The organism is Marinobacter sp. (assembly GCF_048266785.1).
Lineage (GTDB): Bacteria > Pseudomonadota > Gammaproteobacteria > Pseudomonadales > Oleiphilaceae > Marinobacter.
In genome coordinates this window covers 125,131-148,735 of record NZ_JBLWYX010000011.1, presented here as the reverse complement: position 1 = coordinate 148,735, position 23,605 = coordinate 125,131, and the positions used below count along the sequence as shown (strand labels likewise).

Sequence of the window (23,605 nt, the reverse complement as noted above, 5' to 3'; positions counted from 1 at the left end):
CCACCTATCACAACACCTTCAGTGCTATACCTGCCGACAAAACCTGGCGACCAAAACCCACCCATCGCCCACTGATGAACGGCCCGCAAATGGCTATCGTCACTGGCCCCGAAGGTGAAGAAATCCACTGCGACGAATTTGGCCGGGTAAAAGTGCGCTTCCCTTGGGATCGGCGTCAGCGGCCAAAAGAGGTAGAGAGCAGCAATAACGATGAACACAGCAGCGCCTGGTTAAGGGTCAGCCAAGGCTGGGCCGGCGGACAATATGGTTTTATGGCCCTGCCGAGAATTGGCAACGAAGTCATCGTCTCCTTCCTCGACGGCGACCCGGACCAGCCCATCATCACCGGCCGCACCTACCACGCCACCAACACACCGCCCTACGCGTTACCGGAACACAAAACCCGCACCACTCTGAAAACCCAGACTCACAAGGGCGAGGGCAGCAACGAATTGCGGTTTGAAGACGAAGCGGACCAGGAACAGATCTACGTTCACGCCCAGAAAGATCTCGACCTGCTCACCGAAAACAACCGCACGGAAGTCATCAAAAAGGACAGCCACCTCACCGTCGAGAATGATCGTTTCAGCCACGTAAAAGGGAGTAAGCACCAAACTACCGACGGCGAAAAACGCGAACACACCGGCAAAGATCATAGCTTCAGCGTAACCGGCTCTTTGCACCTGAAGGCCGGCACCGCCTGGCTCAGTAATTCAGGTACTGAACTTCATATCAAAGCTGGGCAAAAGGCCGTCATCGAGGCTGGCGCCGAAATCACCGTGAAAGCCGGTGGTAGCTTTTTGAAGATAGATCCGAGTGGTGTCGCCATGAGTGGAGCCTCTATAAAAATGAACGCTGGTGGTTCGGCGGGCAAAGGGAGTGGACAGAAAGTTCAGGTTCCGGACATGCCTGGGGTGGTTGAGATGAGGGGGGTGGTAAAAGCAGCGCCTGAAAAGCCGCCAGAATCACCCCAGCGTCCCTGGGCAAAACCAGACCAGATACGGGCAATCAGGAACGCAGCGAATCAGGGCAAGGGAATTTGTCAGATATGCTCTCCTAAGTCACGAGAGGTGGTTTGATGAGTAATCTGGCGGGGCTTTCTGATACCGGTAAAACGTTCGTTCTCATCGACGGCGCGAAAGTGAGTGACTTGGCTCAGGTCATATACCGTGACGAAGAAGTTCTTCGTTGCGATGCACTGTACAGAGGAACCGAGCTGTCTGACCTACTGGAGATATCACCCTGGTTGGTTGAAACAGACATGAGTAGCCCGCTGGCCGGGAGGTGTTTCGGTGACTGGAAGCACTTGGGGGCAGCTATTGTATTCCAGGCAATCCGCCAATTTGACGAGGTGATGGACCATTTACGCGGATTACGTATAGCGCGCTTGGCAACGCGGCGATTTTCAACCCAGCTGTCCAAATAGCTGCACTTAAGCAGCTAATTTATTAAGCTCAACTTCCTGCAATTTGCCAGGGTTGAGCGATACCGAACCGGTGACTTCCCAGTTCCGGGTGCTTCCAGACCAGCGCTGTGGATTCCGGCGCTTTGCGCTTTCATAAACCCGTTTTCGATGTGCCAAGCGCTGGAGATCAAGGCCCCGATGCCGATCTGCCGGTGTCACGAAGTTGATGCCACTGTGCAGGTGCTTTTCGTTGTAGGCGTACTCGAACGCCAGCATCCAGTCGCGCACCGCCGTGAGCGACTCAAAGCCCTTTGACGGCCACTCAGGACAGTATTTGACGGTCCGGAACAATGACTCCGAGTAAGGATTATCGTTGCTGACTCTCGGTCTGCTGTGGGACATCAACATGCCCAGATCGGCCAGCCGGGCCTTGAGCGTGTACGATGTCATCGGCGCTCCATTATCGGAGTGTAACACCGGCGGATTGTGCCAACAGCCTTCCCGCAACAGAGCGCGCTCAACCAGTTTCTTCGCCAGTTCTCCCGACTCCGATTCATGGATTTCCCAGGCAACGATCTTGCGGCTGTAGATGTCCATGATCAGGTACAGATACCAGTGCTGACCGCGCACTGCTGACGGACAATAACTGATGTCCCAGGTCCACACCTGATTCGGGCCGGTTGCCGTAAAGCTGGTCGGCTCTGGCACTTTGCGAGGCGGCTTCATGCGGCCTCGGTGGTTCTGCTGCTGATGTTTCTTCAGCACCCGGTAGAACGACGATTCCGAGGCCAGGTAAACACCTTTGTCAGCCAGCGACGGCACGATCTGGGAGGGCGGTAAACTCCGATATTCGGGTTGATTACACGCGCTTAGAATGGCCACCTCCTCGATCTGTGTGAGTCTATGGGGCTGTTCGACCGGCTCTGCCTCCGGGCGGCGATCTTGAGCCACCCGACCGTCAGTGTCTCGCCAACGCTTCAATGTGCGCTCACTGATATCTATTAGCTCTGCGACCTTGTATCGGGCAGCACCGCCGGCAACGGCTTCATCAAACAGCTCCAGGAGCCTTGCACGTTCGTCCAGCGGCGTCAGATGTCCTCGTCGCTGTCCGGATCTTCGCCGTACAAGGCTTCGAGCTTTTTTGACAGCACCAGAAGCGACGTCGTCTCAGCTAAGACTTTGTCTTTACGGCGGACTTCCGCCTTCAGCTTCTTGATCGTTTTGCGAGAGTCTCTTTGCTGCTTCTGAGCCGTTTTTTCCAGTCCCTCCTGCATGCCAGCACCCTTAAGGCAGGCGTCCTTCCAGCGCTGCACTTGCTCTGGATACAGACCTTTCTTACGGCAATAGGCACTGAGTTCAGCTCCAGACATAGAGGCCGTTTCCACTACAACGGCCAATTTGGCTTCGGGGGACCAGTCTTCCCCAGTATTTCGGTTACCTGGCACGGGCATTCCTTGTTGTCGACACTGTTTAAGCCAACTATACAGAGTCACATCGGAGATGCCTTCCTCTGCCGCTACCGACACCACACTTCGGTTCTGCGGAGGTAATAGCTTTTTCAGGACTGCGGCCTTACGTTCTTCGGAATAACGTGGCATGAATGCTCCCATGCCGCCCCAAACCGATTAGATTCAGGCGAAATCGCCAACTGGACAACTAGGCTGACAGAGGGGGAGAAGTTCGGAACAGGATGAGCCTTTAGTCATAGCAGTAAAAACCGTCGTGCTAAGAGTTTGCGCACAAGTTTACGGCGATAGTCGGGTGTATTTCTAGCCAATAAACTAGGCAGGGCTGAATTTGCCCCTTACAGTACGCGGATTGCCTAAGAAAATGCGATATTTGAGTTTGCGCAGGTTTGCTGTCCTCCTCAACGCACGCGGCGTTCTATAATCTGAGAACCCTTCGCCAGTCATCGGATCTCCTATGGAAAACGAACAGAACTCGATTGAGCAACCCAATCCAAAGCCGGGAAAGACTCTGGCGGATCTTTCCACGCCCATCTACGGGCTCTTTATTTTGGGTGTTCTGTACACCCTGTATCTTGCTCATCAGATCATCTTACCGATGGTGTTGGCGTTGCTGACAAGTATGCTGTTGTCGCCTCTTGCCACTCGCATGTGTACTGGGCTGCGTATCCCTCGGGTAGTCAGTTCGTTAATACTTGTTTTGCTCGTGCTTGCCGCTATCGCGGGTGTGTCCCTGGCCGTCGCCACCCCTGCATTGGAGTGGGCGGGTAAGGCTCCGGAGGGTATTTCCCGTTTACTGGTTGGGGAAAGTGAGCTGAAGCGGCAGATCAGCAAGGTCACCGAGTCCGCACAGAAAGTGGAGGACTCCGTGAGCGAGCTTTCGGAGGGCGGTAGCAAAACGAAGGCTGCAGAGCCAACAACTGTGGTTTTGCAGACCGAATCATGGCGAGCTCAGCTAATGAGCAAAGCCCGCGACGGCATTGCAGGTCTTGCTCTTGCGATGGCGCTCACATACTTCCTGCTGGTTAGCGGCGACAGGCTGGTGCTTAACTTTGTGCGACAGTTACCACGAAGCCACCGCAGAACGGTTCTGCGTATTACCCGGGATTCCCAGCAGCAGATTGCACAGTACCTCGGGGTTCTGGGCATCAGCAACACGTCTGTTGGCGTGGCTACCGGACTGATGGCCTGGGCTGTCGGCCTGCCAGACCCGGCAGTCTGGGGGCTGGTGGCTGGCCTTGCGCGCTTTATCCCTTATCTGGGGGTTATTCTAACCATTCTGTTGCTTGCAGTTGTCTCAGCGGTAAGTCTGGACACTTTGTGGATGATGGCCATTGCGCCAGTCGGTTATCTTGCCCTGACCACGATGGTGGGTTTCTTCATTGAGCCCTGGATACACGGTTTTCGCATGGCAATTAATCCGGTGATTATTTTTGTTTCCATCTTTTTCTGGGGCTGGCTCTGGGGGCCTGTCGGTGTGTTGCTGGCGGTGCCGTTGATGACCGTCATTCAGGTTATTTTGAAACAGATCCCCAAGCTGCGTCCTGTGTACAAGGTGATTGCCCGTTAGTGTGTGGCGGGTAAAATAATGAATACCCGGCATCCGCCCTGACACCCGAGTGAATGTCGCCTATCCTGAGGGGATACCTTACATTCCTCAGGCAGGGACGATTATTCACCTATGATCCCGAACACCATGAAAGCTATGGTTCTTACAGGCCATGGCGACATTGAAAAGCTTGAGCATAAAAACGTGCCCACGCCGTCTCCGGCGCCCGGTGAGGTGCTGGTTCAGGTAACCGCAACCGCCAAAAACAATACAGATCGCAAAGCCCGGGAAGGGCTGTATCCCACCAAAAAGGGTGAGACCACCTCGTTTCAGATGGGTGGTAAACCCACGCTGCTTTTCCCCCGTATTCAGGGCGCTGACATTGCTGGTCGTGTTGTGGCCGTGGGCGATGGCGTGGATCCTGGCCGTATTGGCGAGAGAGGCCTGCTGGATTTCAATATCTATGCGGATAACCGCCGTGATATCAATCTTACCCCGGATTATTACGGCCATGGTGCAGATGGCGGCTACGCGGAATACGCCGCCGTTCCTTCAGATCAGTTCCACTCTGTGCCAAATGAGGATCTGGACGATGCGCAGCTTGCCGCAATGGGAATGTGTTCATACCAGACGGCAATGCACATGCTCACGTCTGCTCATATAACAGCCGGGGAGCGTGTACTGGTTACCGGCGCAAGCGGAGGCGTCGGTACTGCGTTGATTCAGCTCTGTCGGATTATGGGTGCCATACCTTTCGCATTGAGCACACCGGATAAAGCCGCGGCGCTCCAAAAGCTTGGAGCAGAGTCGGTGCTCGATCGTTCCGATATGGACAGCTTTGTGGAGCGGGTGAAAGCGCAAACCGGCGGCAAACCCTTTGACGCGATTATGGACCTGGTGGGCGGCGATATGACCGACCGTTTCATCGACGCCATGATCTTTGATATGAATGCCCGTGAAACCTATCCACGCCTGAGCATTGCCGGCGCCAGTGGCGGAAACGTCAGTGAAATCCTGTGGACACGGATTTACCTGTATCAGGTTCAGATCTTTGGCGTGTCCCACGGCACACGGGAGGAGGCAGAGCAACTTGTGGCGTGGATTCGCAGCGGGCAACTCAAGCCCGTGCTTCATGGAGCTTTCCGGCTGTCGGAGCTGCAACAAGCGGAGCGCTACTTCATGAATCGTGGCAGCAGTTATCTCGGCAAGATTGTCATAGTCCCGGATTCGCAGTGGGAAGAGCATGGTAAGCCCTGGTCTCTGGAGCGCAGCGCATGAAGCAGGAACTGACCATTCAGCTTATGGACACCCACGCTGGCGGCGATGTCAGCCGCATTGTGACTGGCGGCATCGATCCTTTGTCGGGCGATAGTGTGCGGGCACAAATGGAGTATCTTCGTGATAGCGCCGACGGTTTGAGAAAGCTGTTGCTTGAGGAGCCCTACGGTATCCCCGAGATGTCCGTTGATTTACTGGTTCCTCCATCTGATCCCCGTGCGGCGGCCGGGTATATCATCATGGAGGTGATGGGGTATCCGATTTACTCCGGCTCCAACACCATCTGCACGGCGACCGCCGTACTTGAGGCTGGAATCGTAGCCAAGAAAGAGGGCAGGCAGAACTTCTTTTTGGAATCCCCGGCGGGGCTTGTTCGTATCGAGGCATTGGTTGAAAACGGTGTGGTTGAAGCGATCACCTGCGAGGGCCTGCCGAGCTATATTCATACTCACCGTGCGAGTATCGAAGTGCCGTCACTCGGCACCGTCACCTACAGCGTGGCCTACAGCGGTGGGTTTTACGCACTGGTGGATGCCGAATCTCTGGGTTTTGATCTCACGCTGAGTGAAGAGCGCAAGCTTGCGGGCGCTGCTCACGCCATTGTTGAAGCGATTCAGGCGGAAAGGGGTTTTTCCCACTACACTCTGGGCGATGTTGGGCCTCTACCATTCCTGCACTTTATGGGGCCGGTACACCAGGTGGCTGAAGGATATTACCGCTCCCGTTCTGCGACCTATGTGCACCCGGGTGTTATCTGTCGCAGCACGACCGGTACTGGCACTTCGGCCCGGCTAGCCCTGATGAATTACGAAGGGCTTATCCGCCCGGGAGACAAGCTTGAAACAGTGTCCCTGCGGGAGACCGGTTTTATTGGCGAGTTCTCTGCCGTAGAGCAGGCGGGTGATTATCAAGTTGTGAAAAACAACATAACCGGAAAGGGTTTTGTCATAGCGCGTTCGGATATTGTGGTGAATTGTGAAGATTCTCTGGTGGACTGCGATGGGCTTCACCATATCCTCCGCAACCGCGCTCGCTTCTGAGGCTTATACGCCTAAAGTTTACCTTTACGTAAAGTGAAGGCTATGTTAAATCTTTACCTATGCATTTAAAGATAAAAATAGCAGGAGTTGATCATGAGCCTTCCGGAATACTCAGCCATCTATAACAACTTTGATCCCGCCGCTCTGGAAGCGGACATTCTGGATGGGAGCCTTGAAAACGGGCTGAACGTCTGCCATGAAATTTGTGACAAGTGGGCCGTCGACCCAAAGAAAGTCGCGCTTTATTACGAAAAAGACGGTGGCGGCGATGGTGTACTTACCTTTGCTGAGCTGAAAGAACAGTCTGCTCGTTTTGCGAACTATCTGACCTCCCAGGGCATTGGTAAAGGCGACCGGGTTGCCGGCCTGCTGCCAAGGACCCCGGAACTGCTCATTGTTATCGCCGGCGCACTGCGCGCGGGTGCTGTTTATCAGCCGCTGTTTACGGCGTTCGGCTCTGGCGCTATCGAATATCGTCTTGAGCGTGCGGGCACAAAGTTGGTCGTGACGGATCCGGCAAACTACTCCAAGCTCAGCGACGTGAAGGATTGTTCGCCAGTACTGTGTATTGATGCAGAAAAAGTGGGTGCCGGTATTCCGGATTTCCGCGGGGCTCTCGCCGAACAGAAGCCGGATTTTGAACCGGTCATGATCAAGGGCACCGACCCATTCCTGCAGATGTTTACGTCTGGCACCGTGGGTAAGTCAAAGGGCGTTGCCGTGCCGGCTCGTGCTTTGATGGCTTTCTATGTGTACATGAAGTACGCCATTGACCTGCGTGATGACGATACCTTCTGGAATGTTGCGGATCCGGGTTGGGCCTACGGTCTCTACTATGCCGTTGTAGGGCCACTACTGATGGGGCATGCCACCCACTTTAATCCGGGCGCGTTTACCCCGGAATCCACCTACGACATGATCCGCAAATACAAGATCACCAACCTGGCTGCCGCGCCTACAGCCTATCGTCTGCTCAAGGCCAATGATCACTTGCTGCCCGAGGGTGAGAACCTTGGCCTGCGTGTTGCCAGCAGTGCAGGTGAGCCCCTGAACCCGGAGGTGGTTAACTGGATCGAGAACCGCCATTACTGCCCGGTTAAGGATCACTACGGCCAGACCGAAACCGGTATGACCTGCTGCAACTTCCATGCGCTTGAGCATCCGGTGCGGCAGGGCTCGATGGGCTTTTCATCGCCGGGCCACAAAGTGGTCGCTTTGAACGAGAAGAACGAAGAAGTGGGCGAAGGTGAAGTCGGGCAGATTGCCGTGGATGTAAAAGCCTCTCCGCTGTTTCATTTTGATGGCTATACCTGGGGCGAGAAAGATCCTTTCGTGAAAGGTTATTACCTTACCGGTGACATGGCGGTCTGCCACGGTGATGGCAGCTTTTCATTCAGCGGGCGTGATGACGATATCATTACCACCGCCGGTTATCGGGTTGGCCCTGCAGATGTGGAAAGTACATTGCTGGAACACGCCGCCGTTGCAGAGTCTGGCGTGGTTGCGAAGCCCGATGAGAAGCGCGGTTCCATCATCAAGGCATACGTAGTCATCAAAGGCGACCAGCAGCCTGCAGATGATCAGGCCCTGCGGGACGAGCTGCAGGAACTGGTTCGTCGACGCCTTTCCACACATGCGTTTCCCCGTGAAATCGAATTTGTGGATGAGCTTCCAAAAACCCCCAGCGGCAAAATTCAACGCTTCGTACTTCGTAATCGGGCTCAGGACGAGCCCAACTCATGAAGATTACGTTTGAGGAACTGGACCGGTTTCTTCAGGAGCAGTTTCCGCAGGGTGCCGCCTACGGCAGCCTGAGGAAGCTTGGCGACGGCTGGGCCGAGATGAGTCTGGATGTCGACGATGGACACCTGAGGCCAGGAGGCACGGTGTCCGGCCCGGTGATGATGGGGCTGGCAGATGTCACTCTGTACGCTGCCCTGTTGAGTCGAATCGGGCTCGTACCCTTGGCCGTGACCACCAATCTGAATATCAACTTTCTACGAAAACCTGCGGCCCATACGCCCATCTGGGCAAGAGCGACTATGCTCAAGGTAGGGCGCACCATGGGCGTAGGTGAGGTTTTTGTCTATTCGGAAGGTGGAGAAGAGCCGGTTGCTCACTCAACGATGACCTACTCAATACCGCAGGAAAAATATGAGAAATAGATTGACGTCTACGTAAACGTCAATCTAATCTGTAAACAAATAAAACGTACAACAATAACAAAGGCAGATTGGCTCATGAGTGACCAGTTCGTACTGGAGACCCGAAACCTTGTTAAAGAATTCAAGGGCTTTGTTGCGGTCGACGACGTGAATCTGAAGATTCAGAAAGGCCATATACACGCTCTTATCGGCCCTAACGGTGCAGGCAAGACGACCGTGTTTAACCTGCTCACCAAGTTCCTCATTCCGACCCGTGGCCAGATTCTGTTCAACGGCGAAGACATTACCTCAATGAAATCCGCCGGCATTGCGCGTAAAGGCGTTGTGCGTTCATTTCAGATTTCAGCGGTTTTCCCCCACATGACTGCCCTGGAAAACATCCGGGTTGCCTTACAGGGATTTGAAGGTTCGTCATTCAGTTTCTGGAAGTCCGGAGCATCCCTGAACCGACTCAATGAGCGCTGCATGGAGCTGCTGGATTCTGTGGGTCTCATCGAATACGCCAATACGACAACGGTGGAACTGGCTTATGGGCGCAAACGGGCGTTGGAGCTGGCGACGACGCTGGCTATGGAGCCAAAGTTGCTCTTGCTGGATGAGCCTACTCAGGGTATGGGCGCAGAAGACGTAGACAGGGTGGTTGAGCTGGTGCGCAAGGCCGCTGACGGTCGGACGGTATTGATGGTTGAGCATAACCTGAGCGTCGTCAGCAAGCTGTGTGACCGGATTACGGTTCTGGCGCAGGGCTCCGTCCTTACGGAAGGTGATTACGAAACAGTTTCGGCTGACCCCCGTGTCCGCGAGGTGTATATGGGAACCGGTTCCAGTGGTGAACGCGGAGCAATCGAAGAGGGGGCAGCCCAATGAGCGTGAATGCGACGAAGCAGTATGAACAGCTGCGCATTTCCGGGCTGCACGCGTATTACGGCGAATCCCATATTTTGCATGGCATGGATCTGGTTGTTAACCGGGGCGAGCTGGTCACGCTGCTCGGGCGCAACGGCGCAGGGCGCAGTACTACCCTCAAGGCGATAATGAACATGGTGGGCCGCCGCACTGGCTCTATCATGATAAACGGCGAAGAGACCATGTCTTGCGCCCCGCATAACATTGCGAGGTTGGGTGTCGGGTATTGTCCCGAGCATCGGGGTATTTTCGCGTCACTCAGCGTTCATGAAAACCTCACGCTGCCGCCGGTGGTGAGAAGTGGAGGCATGAGCCTGGAGGAAATCTACTCCATGTTTCCCAATCTCTACGAACGTCGCTTCAGTCAGGGCACCAAACTTTCTGGTGGCGAACAACAGATGCTGGCCCTCGCCCGAATTCTGCGTACCGGGGCCAATATGCTGCTGCTGGATGAGATTACCGAGGGTCTGGCGCCGGTTATCGTGGAGAAACTGGGGCATGTGTTAGTCGATCTCAAGAAAAAGGGACTGACCATTGTTCTGGTAGAGCAGAACTTCCACTTCGCAGCGCCTCTGGCTGATCGGCATTACGTCGTTGAGCATGGGCTGATTGTGGAAGAAGTCAGTGCCGATGAGCTGAGTGCCAAGCAGTCGGTGCTGGATGGCTATTTGGGGGTGTGATCCTGGATAAGCAAAAGAGAAACAAGAGCAACAATAAACCTGAACCAACGCAACACGGTAGCGGAGATATAACAATGACAATGATGAAAAAGCTTCTGACTTCAGCGATTGCCTCAGCCATGATGGCCGGTGGTGCCCAGGCCGCAATTTCAAACGATACCGTCAAAATCGGTTATCTGGCGGACATGTCCGGTACCTACCGGGATCTCGCGGGACCAAACGGCCAGAAAGCGCTGGAAATGGCTATTGCCGACTTTGGCGGAAACGTGAACGGCAAGAAGATCGAGGTCGTCAGTGCTGATGACCGCAACAGCCCGGATACTTCCTCCAGCACTGTTCGCCGTTGGGTAGAAAACGAAAACGTAGATATGGTTGCGGGTATGGTTGCCTCGTCTGTGTCTATTGCAGTAAGCAAGATCCTGGAAGAGAATGACCGGCTCGGTATTATCTCTGGTTCAGCCGCTTCCAGCATCACGAACGAACATTGCACGCCGAACCACATTCACTATGTGTATGACACCTACCCACTGGCTAACGGTACTGCCAGCGCAGTAGTAAAAGAGGGTGGTAAAACCTGGTATATGTTGACGGCTGATTACGCCTTTGGTCACTCTCTGGAGAGTGATGTCAAAAACGTGGTCGAGGCCAACGGCGGCGAAATCATTGGTGCCGTGCGCCATCCATTCCCGACGCAGGATTTCTCCTCGTTCATCCTTCAGGCTCAAGCCTCTGGCGCTGACGTGATTGGCCTCGCAAACGCAGGTGCCGACACCACCAATGCAATCACCACCGCCAGTGAATTCGGGGTAACCCAGTCTGGCCAGACCCTTGCCGCGTTGTTGCTGTTCCTGACCGACGTTCACGCATTGGGTGCTCAAACCGCTCAAGGTATTCAACTGACTACTGGTTGGTACTGGGATATGAACGATGAGACCCGGGAATGGTCGGATCGCTTCATGAAGGAAACTGGCGTTCGGCCGACTATGGTTCACGCAGGTATATACTCTAGCGCCATGCAATACCTTAATGCGGTTGCCGCCACTGGCTCTGACGACGCGCAGACTGTTCGCAAGCAGATGATGGACACTCCCATCAACGATATGTTCGCGAAAAACGGCAAGATTCGTGTTGATGGCCGTATGGTGCACGACATGTATCTGGCAGAAGTGAAGACGCCGGCTGAGTCCAAGAACGAATGGGATCTTTACAAGATTCTGCGGACTATCCCGGCTGAAGAAGCTTATCGCCCGTTGTCCGAGAGTAAGTGCAAGCTGGTTAATAACTAAAACGAGCGGCCTTCGCGGTGCATTCTGCAAAGTTGCAGGGTGCGCCCGGAAAGCTGACTGGACAACAAGCCAAATACCAACCTCTGTGCTGCCTCTGGAGTTAGCCCAATGTCCATGATTTTCGGCGTTCCTCTAGCTGTGCTTTTTGGCCAGCTTCTGATCGGAATCATAAACGGCGCCTTTTATGCCCTGCTGAGCCTGGGGCTCGCGGTTATCTTCGGCCTGCTGAAGATCATCAACTTTGCCCACGGTGCCATGTATATGCTCGGCGCCATGGTGACTGTTCTCATGTTCGATGCCATGGGAATAAACTACTGGGTAGCCCTCTTCGGGGCACCGTTAGTAGTCGGAACCTTTGGTGTTCTGATTGAATATTTCCTGTTGCGCCGCATTGCGGGCCAGGACCATATCTACAGCCTGCTCCTGACATTTGGTGTTGCCCTGATTATCCAGGGCGTGCTGATCAACTGGTTCGGTGTTTCCGGCCTGCGCTACACCATGCCGGACATGTTCAAAGGGGGCGTCAACCTTGGCTTCATGTTCATGCCGTACTACCGCGCCTGGGTCATTGTGGCGGCATTGCTGGTGTGCTTCGGCACCTGGTTTGTTATCGAAAAAACGAAGCTGGGTTCGTACCTGCGCGCAGGAACCGAGGATTCGCAGCTCATGCAGGGTTTTGGCATCAACGTGCCTCTTCTGATCAGCGTGACCTACGGTTTTGGCGTGGCACTGGCGGCGTTTGCCGGTGTCTTGGCGGCCCCCATCTACTCAGTCACTCCTGTGATGGGATCGAGCACGCTTATTGTGGTGTTCGCCGTGGTGGTTATCGGTGGCATGGGCTCTATTGGTGGCGCCATCATTACTGGCATCCTGATGGGCGTCATCGAAGGCCTCACGAAAACTTTCTATCCGCCGGCATCGTCAGCGGTCATCTTTCTGGTCATGGTTCTGGTTCTGATGTTCCGGCCCAGTGGCTTGTTCGGTAAGGAGGCATAGACATGAACCAGTCAGCAAATTCTACCGACATTCACAAGGCCATTGTCAGGGAACAAGCGGCACAGGATCGCAAGAAGCTCATACTTAATGGCGTGTTACTGCTCATTTTGCTTGCAGCTCCGTTCATGATCTATCCGGTTTTCCTGATGAAGATCCTGTGCTTCGCCCTGTTTGCGGTGGCGTTCAACCTCTTGTTTGGTTTTACGGGGCTGCTTTCGTTCGGTCATGCGGCATTCCTCGCATCCGGCGGTTATACAACCGGTTACCTGCTCAGTAACTTCTCTGGCTTGCCAACTGAACTCGGCATTATTGCAGGCACGCTGGCAGCCACGGTACTGGGCCTCGGGTTTGCACTCTTGTCTATTCGACGACAGGGCATCTACTTTGCGATGGTAACTCTGGCGCTGGCGCAGTTGGTGTTTTTCTTCTTCGTTCAGTCCGGTTTTACGGGCGGTGAAGACGGCATGCACGGCATTCCGAGAGGTGAGCTATTCGGCCTGATCAACCTCGAAGACAACCTGAACATGTACTACTTCGTGCTGGCGGTGTTCATCGGCTGTTACCTCCTGGTACAACGGGTTGTCAGCAGCCCTTACGGGCAGGTTCTGAAAGCCATCAAGCAGAACGAGCCTCGTGCGGTGTCTTTGGGTTACAACGTCGATCGTTACAAGGTTCTGGCGTTTGTCATCTCTGCCGCCCTGGCGGGTCTGGCGGGCTCCATGAAATCTGTTGTGTTCCAGTTAGCGTCCCTGAACGACGCGCACTGGCATATGTCCGGCGAGGTTATTCTTATGACCCTGGTCGGAGGCATGGGCACTCTGTTGGGCCCGGTTGTAGGTGCAACCTTTGTGGTCAACATCGAGTATCACCTCTCTCAAGGTCCGCTCAGGGACTGGGTAGACCCGATTCTTGGAGGTGTCTTTGTTATCACGGTGCTGGCCTTCCGCAGCGGTATTGTGGGTGAGATCCAGAAGTTCGTAAGGAAAAATCTGGGGTAGTAACAGAAACCCCGGATGGGAAAGCCGAGAAATAGTGGGATAAGTCAGCTAATTAATTCTCATCTTTGTACATGACCTCAGGCCGATGGCGTTCTCTATACCATCGGCCCTCGCCCATCGCCCTTCCAGCAGTTCGGTCGCAAGTTATGAGTAAGAAGCGACGCCCCAGAGCACAATCACCATGATGGTAATGACTATGGCAGCAGACATCTTGTGACGTTCGAAAATAGCTTGGGCACGATTGCCTGCAATGAGGACAAGCAACCCTAGACCATAGTATCTCAGCGCCCGGGACAGAGCAGACGCGAGAATAAACAGGAAAAAGGAGTAGCTGGTGGCGCCGGCTGCAAGCATGGCAATCTGAAACGGAATCGGAATAACTCCCACGCTAAGGATAAACCAGAATCCGTCCTTCTCCATCCGTATGCGCACATGCTCGAATTGTTCGGGTGTAGAGATCATTTCCACGAGCTGCTGCCCGACGGCATCAAACACGTAATAGCCGACAAAATAGCCCACCGTGGCGCCTGCCAGACAGCCGAGCAGGGCTATAGTGCCAAGCAGGAATATCTGATTGCGGCGGGCCTGCATCAGGGGAATGAGGACCGCTTCCAGGGGAATGGGTATGAGAATAGATTCGAGGAAAGAGGCGATGCCTAATCCCCAGAAAGCGTGGCGGGAGTAGATAAGCCGAACCACCTGTTTCTTGATCAGGGCCAGCCCTCGGGGAGGGCGTGAGCTTGCGTCTTCCTCCATCATCTCTCCTGAAACAAGTAGTCACGCTGGCAGTGGGGAATGGCCGCTGGTGTGCCAGGACGCTAAGCCTCTATGTATTGATCCGCCGATAGGCTGCTTCCAGAAAGCTGTAAATGCCGAAGGCAAGCAAGCCCAAGGCTATGATACCGAGAAGCCAGTCACCGTAAGGGCTGCTCGCCAACGTATTCAAGGCTTCGCCCATGCCCGCGATGTCTCCGGCGCGGGCTTTAAGAGCCGACTGAATCAGGAACCAGCCAATCATCAGCCAAACGATTCCTCGGGCGATTAATCCAAATTGGCACAGTGGGCGTGCCCAGCTCCTTTGTCGCGGTGGGATGTCCATGTATTTTTCGAAACCCGCTTTGTATCCCTTGACGATGTGGGCCGCCCCAGCGCCACTGACCGCCAAACCTACCAGCGCCAGCACAATCTGGCCCGGCGTCGAGGAGATAAAACCTTGTGCAGAGTCTGAGCCACTATTCGATGTGCCGCCGGGTGCCCCCAGCAAGGTGGTGGTGTAAAAGGCCAGTAATGCGTGCGTGATGGCGCTGACAAGAAGCCCCCCCCGAACCGCCAACCCCTTGACAGATGTACCGTGCTGATCTGTGTCTTTGGTCGCCTGAATCAGCCGCCAGCTCACGTAACCCAGCAGGCCAACTATGAGAACCACCAACATCGTCTGGCCCAGCGGTTGCTGCATCAACTTTTGGATAGCACCCCGACTATCCACAGTACCGCCTCCCACACCGATGGCAGACATGACGGCCAAGCCCCCAATTATCACGTAAATCAGTCCGCGAGCCCCATACCCCAGGCGGGCAAACCATTTCATTTTATGCTCGTTCGCGGGTTTATTCATGATGTCGCCTGGGTTTTTCCTGCTAGGGCTTCTCGATCTGGCCGCAAGGATGGCTGCGCCGGCAAAACGAAGCACTGCGCATTGCGAGAGTTCCCGGAACTATACCTATGGGGAAATGCCACGGCAAACCCCTTCTTACTTGATGCACACACGACGTTAATACCCCCGCATTGGTTAAATGTAATTAAGTTTTTGTTAAGCGCAAGAAATAAAGAGGCAGGTACCTGACTTAATGTACGTATCGAAGACTCGCTACTGCAAAAGCATCGCTACTCCAGCGGTGCAAAACAGTGACCGGTTTTGCACGCAGCTCTATTAGGAATGGGGCCATACCGAGACATGTCTTGGTGATTAAAGTTTATTAAAAACACAAACCGTGTGGTTGAGTGTGTTTTGAAGTGGTACTACCGTTACTTAGAGCAAAATTAATCTCGGATTAGATGCCGTTATCAGTATCGACTTAAATAGGGTAATCACATGGTGCAAAAAACTGATCCATTTCCGTCCCGCCTAAAGCAGCCAAAGAATCCATTTTTACGGTCTGATCCCGTGGTTCATTCGCGAAATCAGCATCGCTGGGAAGGTCCGCTCGATGAGGTGTCGCTGTCCCGTTATGAACGAGACGGCTTTCTCTGGTTTGAAGGCTTTTTCAATCAGGAACGGATGATGCCCTTCTTTGATGAACTCATGGAAATGGCGAAGGATGAAAAGCTTAATAAGTCGGAGAAAATCATTCGTGATCCAAATAGTGGCGAGATACGATCGGTCTTTGGAATGCACGAACTATCCGAAAATTTCAGTCGTCTAACCCGGGACCCTCGCATACTGGGCATGGTGCGCCAATTATTGGGCAGCGAGGTTTATATCCACCAGTCAAGGATTAACGATAAGTTTGGGTTTGAGGGCAGTGGTTTTGACTGGCACTCGGATTTCGAAACATGGCATGCCGAAGATGGCATGCCGCGCATGCGAGCAGTCAGCGCCTCCCTCATGCTCACGGATAACAATGAATTCAACGGCCCGCTGATGCTTATCCCGGGCTCACACCATTACTTTGTACCCTGTCTCGGTGAAACCCCCGATCTCAACTGGCATGATTCACTCAAAGCGCAGCGGGTTGGCACTCCTGATCGTGATAGCTTGGCAAGGTTGGCGGAGCGAGGCGGTATAGAAGCGCCGAAAGGACCTGCCGGTTCGTTACTTCTTTTCGAGTGCAATACGCTGCATGCGTCCAATAAAAACATGTCGCCTTGGCCACGTTCAAATCTTTTTTTCGTGTACAACAGTGTGGAGAATAAACTGGATAAACCATACGCTGCAAAGCGTGAGCGCCCCGAATTTCTGGGGGCTCGAGAAAATTGCACATCCTTATCCATGCATGATGATTTCCCCGAGCTCGCCCACCAGGGCGTGCCGCCTCTCAAGAAAGGTAGCAACTGACAAGAAAAGCGGCAACTGGTCTACCATTAGCGGTACCCGTTTTATGACAAGGACGTTCATTATAAAAGTTGCAAATCAGCGTAAATTTCCGACAGCCGCGCAGCTAATCCGATTTTTGCGTCGCTTAGAATGAGAAAGACCATTGAGCGATAAAACCGGGTAAGGGACGTAATCATGTTTAAGTGGATCGCTGAAAATCAACAAGTTCTTGCTGTATTTGCCAGTTTTGGTTCGCTGCTGGTTTGGCTGGTGTACGCCCAACTTCTGTACCTCGGGTTCCGGAGGCAACGCAGCCCTCGCCTGATTATTAACCGGGGCCGCAATAAAGACATCAATGCGCTCTGCCTTATTAGCAATATGAGTGCGGAATCTGTATTCATCGAATATATCATTGCGGAACTCGAAACCTCGGAAGGCGCCATCACTATGGACGTCACTGATTTTGAGCAAGAATACAATGAAGGTGACGAAGACTCTGATCAGGGTAATTCATCAGCGAAGCAGCTGTCGTTGGATGCAACGGAAAATACAAGGCAGGGGCCTATTGAACCGGGTGGTTTTTTGCACATCGGCACTTTCTGCGAACTTATCCAACGCCTTGCTCGAGATGAAGGCATCCGGATGGATGGAGACGTGCCGCAGGGCGATCTCGAGTTCACCCGCCTGACTCTCACCCTGATAGGGATTTATGGGCCAGAAAGCATGCCCATTGGAGCCGAGCGAAGCTTTGATCTGAAGGTCGGTGAGAATCGTTTCGGTCTTAGACCAGCTTCGTGGGATACAAATCAGTTGGCGTCAATACGGCAGCGCCGCGAGCTGCGTAAAACCGTTGAAAGACTCAACGCCACGGACTTTTCATCCTCTTCGTCCTTCCGTCATGTAGACCGGGAAGAAGATATTGAGAATCGATCTGCCGCCGAAAAGGCGAGTAAGACACGGGACTAGGCTATGGCGAGCGCTTTCGCTTCAATTTGCGATCTGGGGCGACAGTGTGAAGTCGGTTCTCAGGCATATGGCAAATGATACAAATTATAAATCGCTAACGGGTTACCTCGAATCAATATCGACGCAAACTCCTTAAGGCGTTATTTGAAGAAAATGGCTGGAATAGGAGAAGACGCGGGATAGTCTTAAGAGCCAGCCAGCGCAAGGGGCTTACGCAACTTCAACATTGATAACGCCCCTCGCAAAAATCTTGCGAGGGGGTTCGGCTTTAATCACCTGCCTCAATCCCGCCAGTAATTATTGGCCGCTGCTACCGTCGCTTTTGCGCACCGCCTATGTCAACGCAAGTTCAACTGCCTCAGCCGCATGGATCTCAGTTGAGTCGTATAGCGCAACGCTCGTATCGGAGGTCTGGATTACTGATGATGACTAGCCCACAAACATCTTTTTCGCAAGCGGCAAGCCCTTTAAGCCACTGACGGCAACGGTTGTCAGCAGGCCACCCAGCATGGCGCCCACCACACCGCAGGTCATGATGTCCTGGCCTGTCAGATATAACCCGGGGATGCGGGTTTTGGGTTTCAGCCAGTCCAGTTCGAAGCGGTCAGGGGTGTGATCCAGGCCGTAGATTTCCCCTTTGCTGTAGCGGCAGAAGTAGTCAGTGGAAAGGGGAGTGGATAGCTCGTAGTAATCCACTTTGCCTTCCAGGTGCGGGAACTTCTCATACAGTTTCGTAAGCAGGCGCTGGGCGTATTCTTCTTTCCTGGCTCCGTATTCGTCGCCACGCTTGCCCCAGGTTTTGTCGGCCCATTCTTCGTACCACTCAAACGGGCCAGGCGCCACGATCTCGATGGTGGCGCGGCCAGGGTAGCGCTCGGAAAAACTGGGGTCTTTGGCAGAAGGAAACGAAATATAGGTCAGCGGTATGTCGTTGGCCTCGGGGTCGTCCATGAAGTCCTGTACCTGCTTTTCATAATTCGGGCCGGGGTAAATCCAGTAGTTGGTTTTTGGCAGGCCAAGATTTTCAGCAGTGTCCTGCAAGCCGATGTACAGGCAGTTGCTGGCCATGGAGCGTTTAACGGTGGTCAGCTTGTCCTGATAGTAGTCCCAGCTCGGTGCATCTTTCGGCAGCAGCGTGTTGAATGTGTTGAACACGCCGGCGTTGCTGATGACCAGTGGCGAACGTATCTCCGCACCGTCGGCCATGCGAACACCCACGGCTTTGCCCTTTTCGATCAGAATGCCGGTTACGTCGGCGTAAGTGAAGACTTCACCACCGCTTTGCTGAACCACCGGGATGATGGTCTTCGCCATTTCAGAGGCACCTCCGATAGGGTAGTAGCCACCGTGCAGGTAATGGCGTGCAATCAGCGAGTGGATGATGAAGCTGGATTCCGCCGGTGGCAGGCCGTTGTCGCCCCATTGGCCGGTGAGCACGGCGATCAGTTCCTGGTTGCTGGTAAGGCCCTCCAGCACTTCGCGGGTAGGCTTGTTAAGAAACTCCGGCGCCCGGCGTTTGGTGAGCATGCTCAGCGGGCGAGCAGCCAGATCTGGCAAAACCTTACCCAGAACAAGGGCGGGCATGGCCTTGGACACCTTGCGCAGATAACCCAAGTAGGTGTCGATCGCTTTTTCTTCTTCCGGGAATGCCTTGATTAGTTCTGCACGGAAGGCTTCCGGGCCGGCAACCAGGTCCACGTGTTTGTCGCCCAGAAAAACGCGGTCGTAGTGAGCATCCATCGGCGCCCAGTGCAGTTGGCCGTCGGTTATGTGGTCGAACAGGCGCTTGCCCAGCGTGTGGTCTGCTCCCATGTCGCCGATGTAGTGCACGCCCACATCCCATTCGTAGCCGTTACGGTCGTAGCTGTGGGTGAAACCACCGGCGGTATAGTGCTGTTCAAGTACCAGAACCTTTTTGCCCAGTTTACTCATGCAGGCCGCCGCAGTCAGGCCGCCAATGCCGGAGCCGATGATAATGGCATCGTAAGGGCCGTTCAGGCGGTTTTCACGGTAACGCTTACCTACACGGATAGTACTGGGTTTGGGGCTGCTCATGGGGTCAAGTCCTGTTGTGATTGTTTGTTCTCGTCGGACCGGGAGCCGTCCAGCAGCAAGCTGAGTACGCCCTCTGTCAACATGGGTTCGGCTTTTGCACCGGGCAAATGGCCATCAATTGTGAGCTGTGACAGCCCGTGCACCAGAGACCAGGCAGCGGCTGTTATAAGCGAAACGGAAGAGGGTTTTAGATAGCCAAGCTGGCGGGCATTGGCCACGGTGTTTTCCAGTACCTTAAACGCACTCTTGCCGGCGGCATCCAGGCGCGGATGCACTCCCATGGGCAGAACGCGGCCGCCGAACATCAGGCGGTAAAGGTTGGGTTCTTCCTGTGCGAAATTTACGTACACCAGCCCTATCTCGATCAGCGCTTTGCGCGGCGTCTGTTGGCCTACGGCGCGCAGGCGGTCAGTCAGAGTCTCGAACCCACCGATGGCCAGCTCAGCCAGCAAAGTGTCGCGGTCTGAAAAATGCCGGTATAGCGCAGGTGCGCTGACGCCGAGCTGTTTGGCGAGGGCGCGCAAACTTATGGCGGCATCCCCTTGGGCTCTGAGCGTGTCGAGAGCCAGGTGTTGGGCTTGCATTGGCAGGTCGCCGTGATGGTAGGCCGGTTTTATCATGGGATGTCAGTGCTCGCTCGATGTTAGCGGTGGTAACAATGTTAACTATGATAACATCACGAAACTGTGCGGCAGTCAAATGGCCTTTAATTCATGGGTGCGAAGGTGACGCCCCAATATCCATATGCATATTATCGACGCCCTAACGCAACAAACCCCGGAAAACCGGGGTTTGTCAGCAATACGACGGGCGCGTGCGCCCCGTTTTCATTCTTCCATTAACTGAGTTATTTGCGATTAATTGTCAAACGGATCTCGGACTCCAGGTTGTCCTGCACCGCTTGCGCAGTCAGGTGCTCATCTTTGCATTGCCAGTCACGGAACAGTTCAAGTTGATCGTCATAGTGGGTCGTTTTGGCACCGTCTGGGGCGACAAAGCCGCTTTGCCCCGGAGGAGCAACAGTGCACATCACCACATCTCCGTCACCACTGAAGCTCACCTGATGATTCTGTGTTCCACGGTTCATATACGTCGGCAGTTCAAGTTGTTCAGAACTGTTTGCTTGCGGAACACCCAGGAAGTTTTTAGTGCTGAACCGATGAACGGCCGCAGTTGTTAACCAGTTTTCTCTTTCCGGGCCCAACTCTGCCTCTAGCTCGCTGACGGCCTGCGCCAATGAGTCTCTGACAATCGTCAGCTGTTCTTCACGCGTTGCGCCATTGAAGAAGTCGAACGTTTGATCAACTCCAGCATTTGCACCAAGGAAAGCGTTATAGAGATACTTTGAGCTTTGACCGGGGCGCACACTTCCGCCGGCAGTTACAACCGGATACCCTGCCGAGGCAGAGTAAACACTTGCAGGAATGTCATCCTTGAGGACGGCGTCATACATGATGGGAAGCCATTTTCGAAAGATTGTCACCGCAACTTCGTTGTAGTTTCCATCGCCATCACTATTGGTGTTCAACATAGACCATTGCGAAAGCTGCATCGCGGCTTCGCGTACGGGGTCATCTGGCGCCAGTCCTTCAACTGAATCAACGATGTATGGAATAAAATATCGTGCATTTGTGTCTGAAAGTGCCGTCTGTCTATTAAGGTTCCAGACTTCCTCCGGTGACAAAACTGGCTTGGCCTCTATCCGTTCGATAAATTCGTTGACACGATCAACAACGGACCAGTTGGCTCCATCACCCAGACCCACAATGCCGGGAGTAGACTGATTATTCCAATTGGTCACATAACCTTGTTCCGGATTGTATACTTTGGGAACGTCGCTGAATGGCCTGAAACCTTGCCACTCCATGCTTCCATCACCTACGGCTGGAAGGCGAATGTCCTGGTTTGCGGGTCTGACCGGCAAGTAGCCGGGTGATACATACCCGATATTTCCGGATGCATCCGCGTAATACCAGTTGATGGTTGTTGCAACTTGTTCGGCCTCTTGCAGCCACTCCTCCCAGTTTTGGGCTTTCATGGAGTGAATCCAGCCCATCAATGACTGAACTTCAAAACCACTCCAGCTTCGCTTGAACGCATAGGCAGAATTGTTTGCAACGTCGAAGCTCGTAACAACGCCGTGAACGCTTGAGTAGATGTCGAGCACTTCTTCTTCAAAACCATCTTCGGTTTTAACGCGAATCACTTCGCTACGCTTGTCCATCTCACGGTATTCACCGTCAAAAGAGTACTCGTACTGATTACCTGGATTTAGCTGGAGCTGGTAATAATCATTGACGTCAAGCGGGCCTGCGGTAGCGCCCCATGAGATTTGGTTGTTGGTACCAAATAAAACGACAGGCAAAGCAAAGGGAGTATTCCCTGTAACGTCATAGCCTGCGCCATGGATGCCAATACTGTAGGTGTAGGCCGGATTAAACCAACCGAACTGCGGGCCATTGTTGAAGATGGTCGAGCCATCGGACGTTTTATTCGGGCCAACAATCCACAGATTACTGGCAACTGGCCTGTCTTCCGGGGCGACAATGCCCTTGAACGCAGCTTCCTGAACGCTGTGCGCGGTCAAAATTGAGTCTGAAACAGGTGCAAGAAGATCATAAATACTTGCTACCTTTGCAGATGCATCATTAGTGTTGGTTCGTGGCTCGTCAAAAGGATTAGCCTGCGCCTCACTTATATTTCCAAAGCTGTTAACCCCAACTTGTCGTGGCACCGTAGTCGGAGCAAGAGTGTCTTCAATCCAGCGAAGCTGATCAAACATGGCGAGGCCGTCCGTGTCTCCCAACTCTTGCTTTAGGTTATTCAAAACAGACAGGTTACGGATTTCGCTGGAGCTATTGGAATAGCGGCCTGCCATAGTGCCCACATACAGCATTGCTACATCAAATCCCGTCCAGGATTTAGGGGCAAACCCAAATTCAGTAAACTGCTTTGGCAACAGACTGTCAGGCTTGGCAAGTACTTCCTCAATGCGTTTGTTGAAGCCGTCCGCGTACCCTTCGAAGATATCCCTGTCTTCCTGGGGTAGAGCCGCAATCTGCCTCAGGATTGAATCCCGGCTGAACCCGCTCCGAGAGGATCGATCCAGTGGAAGATAATCCGAACCCAGCACCTCGGAGACGGTACCCAGTACGGATCGCCGAATCATCTCCATTTGGAAAAGTCGATCCTCTGCCAAAGCATAGCCGTAGCCATAGTAAAGATCGTAGGTATTTTCAGCGTATATATGAGGCACACCATAGCTGTCTCGTTTTATGGTGACAGATGAGGCTTCCTTCCCGTTTCCATCGCTTGATTCGCTATTGTCGTTGCAGCCCATGAGGAGGGCTACCGATGCTGCAATTGGTGCCGCAAGCCAAAGAGCTTTTTTTCGTTTTATGCTTGTAATTGTCATTCGTCGGATCCTTTTTAGTTTTATAATTTGATCTGAAGCATTGCAATTCTCAGACCTGCAACTTTATAGCCCTAAAAAACCGGATACGCAAAATGCCAAAAGTGAAGCATTCGTGTATCATTTTTTTTTGACTTATATCAATATCTTGAAGTCTATTGTAGTGAGTTATGACGTAATCTTTGGGTAAGCGGGCTTTAAAAGGGTGATGTTTTTTTGGGGGGTCGCGCTTTAAATACAAGTGCTTATATTTTTGTCTCGTAAAGATTCGGTCAGTACCGAATTCTTCATGATATTTAGTTATTTGTTTATTTCTTTATATTTTTTGGCTCTTTGCAGACAGAAAAGCTGATGCTTAACAACGAACGT

19 protein-coding genes and 1 pseudogene are annotated in these 23,605 nt (G+C 53.4%); 14 read left to right on the top strand and 6 right to left on the bottom strand.

Features of this window, described 5'->3' with window-relative positions; translation table 11 throughout:
• Positions 1-1,079: type VI secretion system Vgr family protein (locus ACN0V1_RS15265; protein WP_417545810.1), on the top strand; the 1,079-nt coding region annotated here is incomplete at its 5' end.
• Complete coding sequence (locus tag ACN0V1_RS15260; protein WP_417545809.1) at positions 1,079-1,426, top strand: DUF4123 domain-containing protein; 348 nt, start codon at positions 1,079-1,081, stop codon at positions 1,424-1,426. The genes ACN0V1_RS15265 and ACN0V1_RS15260, both read left to right, overlap by 1 nt.
• A gap of 6 nt (positions 1,427-1,432) precedes the next feature.
• Here the strand turns inward: ACN0V1_RS15260 and ACN0V1_RS15255 are convergent.
• Positions 1,433-3,003: pseudogene (locus ACN0V1_RS15255) on the bottom strand (IS3 family transposase).
• A 325-nt stretch (positions 3,004-3,328) separates the two neighbouring features.
• Here ACN0V1_RS15255 and ACN0V1_RS15250 point away from each other — a divergent pair.
• The 10 genes from ACN0V1_RS15250 (at position 3,329) to ACN0V1_RS15205 (ending at position 13,769) form a co-directional block, all read left to right on the top strand.
• Positions 3,329-4,441, top strand: a complete 1,113-nt coding sequence (locus ACN0V1_RS15250; protein ID WP_417545808.1) for an AI-2E family transporter — start codon at positions 3,329-3,331, stop codon at positions 4,439-4,441.
• Positions 4,442-4,552: 111 nt separating this feature from the next.
• Positions 4,553-5,698 carry a zinc-binding dehydrogenase gene (locus ACN0V1_RS15245; protein ID WP_417545807.1) on the top strand — a complete coding sequence of 382 codons (1,146 nt, stop codon included), beginning with the start codon at positions 4,553-4,555 and terminating at the stop codon, positions 5,696-5,698.
• Complete coding sequence (locus tag ACN0V1_RS15240; RefSeq protein ID WP_417545806.1) at positions 5,695-6,738, top strand: proline racemase family protein; 1,044 nt, start codon at positions 5,695-5,697, stop codon at positions 6,736-6,738. Before ACN0V1_RS15245 ends, ACN0V1_RS15240 begins: the two co-directional genes overlap by 4 nt.
• A 93-nt stretch (positions 6,739-6,831) precedes the next feature.
• Entirely contained in the window at positions 6,832-8,481 is a 1,650-nt protein-coding gene (locus ACN0V1_RS15235) for an AMP-binding protein (protein ID WP_417545805.1), read from the top strand.
• Positions 8,478-8,903 (top strand): PaaI family thioesterase, encoded by a 426-nt coding sequence (locus ACN0V1_RS15230; protein WP_291950835.1) that lies wholly within the window; start codon positions 8,478-8,480, stop codon positions 8,901-8,903. Before ACN0V1_RS15235 ends, ACN0V1_RS15230 begins: the two co-directional genes overlap by 4 nt.
• 75 nt (positions 8,904-8,978) lie before the next feature.
• Entirely contained in the window at positions 8,979-9,770 is a 792-nt protein-coding gene (locus ACN0V1_RS15225; RefSeq protein WP_417545804.1) for an ABC transporter ATP-binding protein, read from the top strand.
• The gene (locus ACN0V1_RS15220) at positions 9,767-10,489 is read left to right on the top strand and encodes an ABC transporter ATP-binding protein (protein ID WP_144779415.1); all 723 of its coding nucleotides are present in this window, start codon (positions 9,767-9,769) and stop codon (positions 10,487-10,489) included. The genes ACN0V1_RS15225 and ACN0V1_RS15220 overlap by 4 nt, the downstream gene beginning before the upstream one ends.
• Before the next feature lie 74 nt (positions 10,490-10,563).
• Complete coding sequence (locus ACN0V1_RS15215) at positions 10,564-11,775, top strand: ABC transporter substrate-binding protein (protein WP_417545803.1); 1,212 nt, start codon at positions 10,564-10,566, stop codon at positions 11,773-11,775.
• A 108-nt stretch (positions 11,776-11,883) separates the two neighbouring features.
• Positions 11,884-12,771: a branched-chain amino acid ABC transporter permease gene (locus ACN0V1_RS15210; RefSeq protein ID WP_417545802.1), complete on the top strand. Its 888-nt coding sequence runs from the start codon at positions 11,884-11,886 to the stop codon at positions 12,769-12,771.
• Between the two features lie 2 nt (positions 12,772-12,773).
• A complete protein-coding gene (locus ACN0V1_RS15205) occupies positions 12,774-13,769 on the top strand; it encodes a branched-chain amino acid ABC transporter permease (protein WP_417545801.1) in 996 nt (331 codons plus the stop codon).
• Between the two features lie 144 nt (positions 13,770-13,913).
• Here ACN0V1_RS15205 and ACN0V1_RS15200 read toward each other — a convergent pair whose 3' ends face one another.
• Together ACN0V1_RS15200 and ACN0V1_RS15195 are read right to left on the bottom strand one after the other, a co-directional pair.
• Positions 13,914-14,525 carry a YqaA family protein gene (locus ACN0V1_RS15200; protein ID WP_417545800.1) on the bottom strand — a complete coding sequence of 204 codons (612 nt, stop codon included), beginning with the start codon at positions 14,523-14,525 and terminating at the stop codon, positions 13,914-13,916.
• A gap of 70 nt (positions 14,526-14,595) precedes the next feature.
• Positions 14,596-15,384 carry a DUF1206 domain-containing protein gene (locus tag ACN0V1_RS15195; protein ID WP_417545799.1) on the bottom strand — a complete coding sequence of 263 codons (789 nt, stop codon included), beginning with the start codon at positions 15,382-15,384 and terminating at the stop codon, positions 14,596-14,598.
• A 477-nt stretch (positions 15,385-15,861) separates the two neighbouring features.
• On the opposite strand from ACN0V1_RS15195, the gene thpD reads away from it, so the two are divergent.
• Positions 15,862-16,824 carry an ectoine hydroxylase gene (gene thpD / locus ACN0V1_RS15190; RefSeq protein WP_417545798.1) on the top strand — a complete coding sequence of 321 codons (963 nt, stop codon included), beginning with the start codon at positions 15,862-15,864 and terminating at the stop codon, positions 16,822-16,824.
• A 174-nt stretch (positions 16,825-16,998) separates the two neighbouring features.
• Positions 16,999-17,769 carry a hypothetical protein gene (locus ACN0V1_RS15185; RefSeq protein WP_417545797.1) on the top strand — a complete coding sequence of 257 codons (771 nt, stop codon included), beginning with the start codon at positions 16,999-17,001 and terminating at the stop codon, positions 17,767-17,769.
• Between the two features lie 429 nt (positions 17,770-18,198).
• Here ACN0V1_RS15185 and ACN0V1_RS15180 read toward each other — a convergent pair whose 3' ends face one another.
• The 3 genes from ACN0V1_RS15180 to ACN0V1_RS15170 form a co-directional block, all read right to left on the bottom strand.
• The gene (locus ACN0V1_RS15180) at positions 18,199-19,824 is read right to left on the bottom strand and encodes a phytoene desaturase family protein (protein WP_417545796.1); all 1,626 of its coding nucleotides are present in this window, start codon (positions 19,822-19,824) and stop codon (positions 18,199-18,201) included.
• On the bottom strand, positions 19,821-20,408 hold the full coding sequence (locus ACN0V1_RS15175) for a TetR/AcrR family transcriptional regulator (RefSeq protein ID WP_417545795.1): 588 nt from the start codon (positions 20,406-20,408) through the stop codon (positions 19,821-19,823). Before ACN0V1_RS15175 ends, ACN0V1_RS15180 begins: the two co-directional genes overlap by 4 nt.
• 263 nt (positions 20,409-20,671) lie before the next feature.
• On the bottom strand, positions 20,672-23,239 hold the full coding sequence (locus ACN0V1_RS15170; protein ID WP_417545794.1) for a penicillin acylase family protein: 2,568 nt from the start codon (positions 23,237-23,239) through the stop codon (positions 20,672-20,674).
• Positions 23,240-23,605 lie beyond the last annotated feature (366 nt).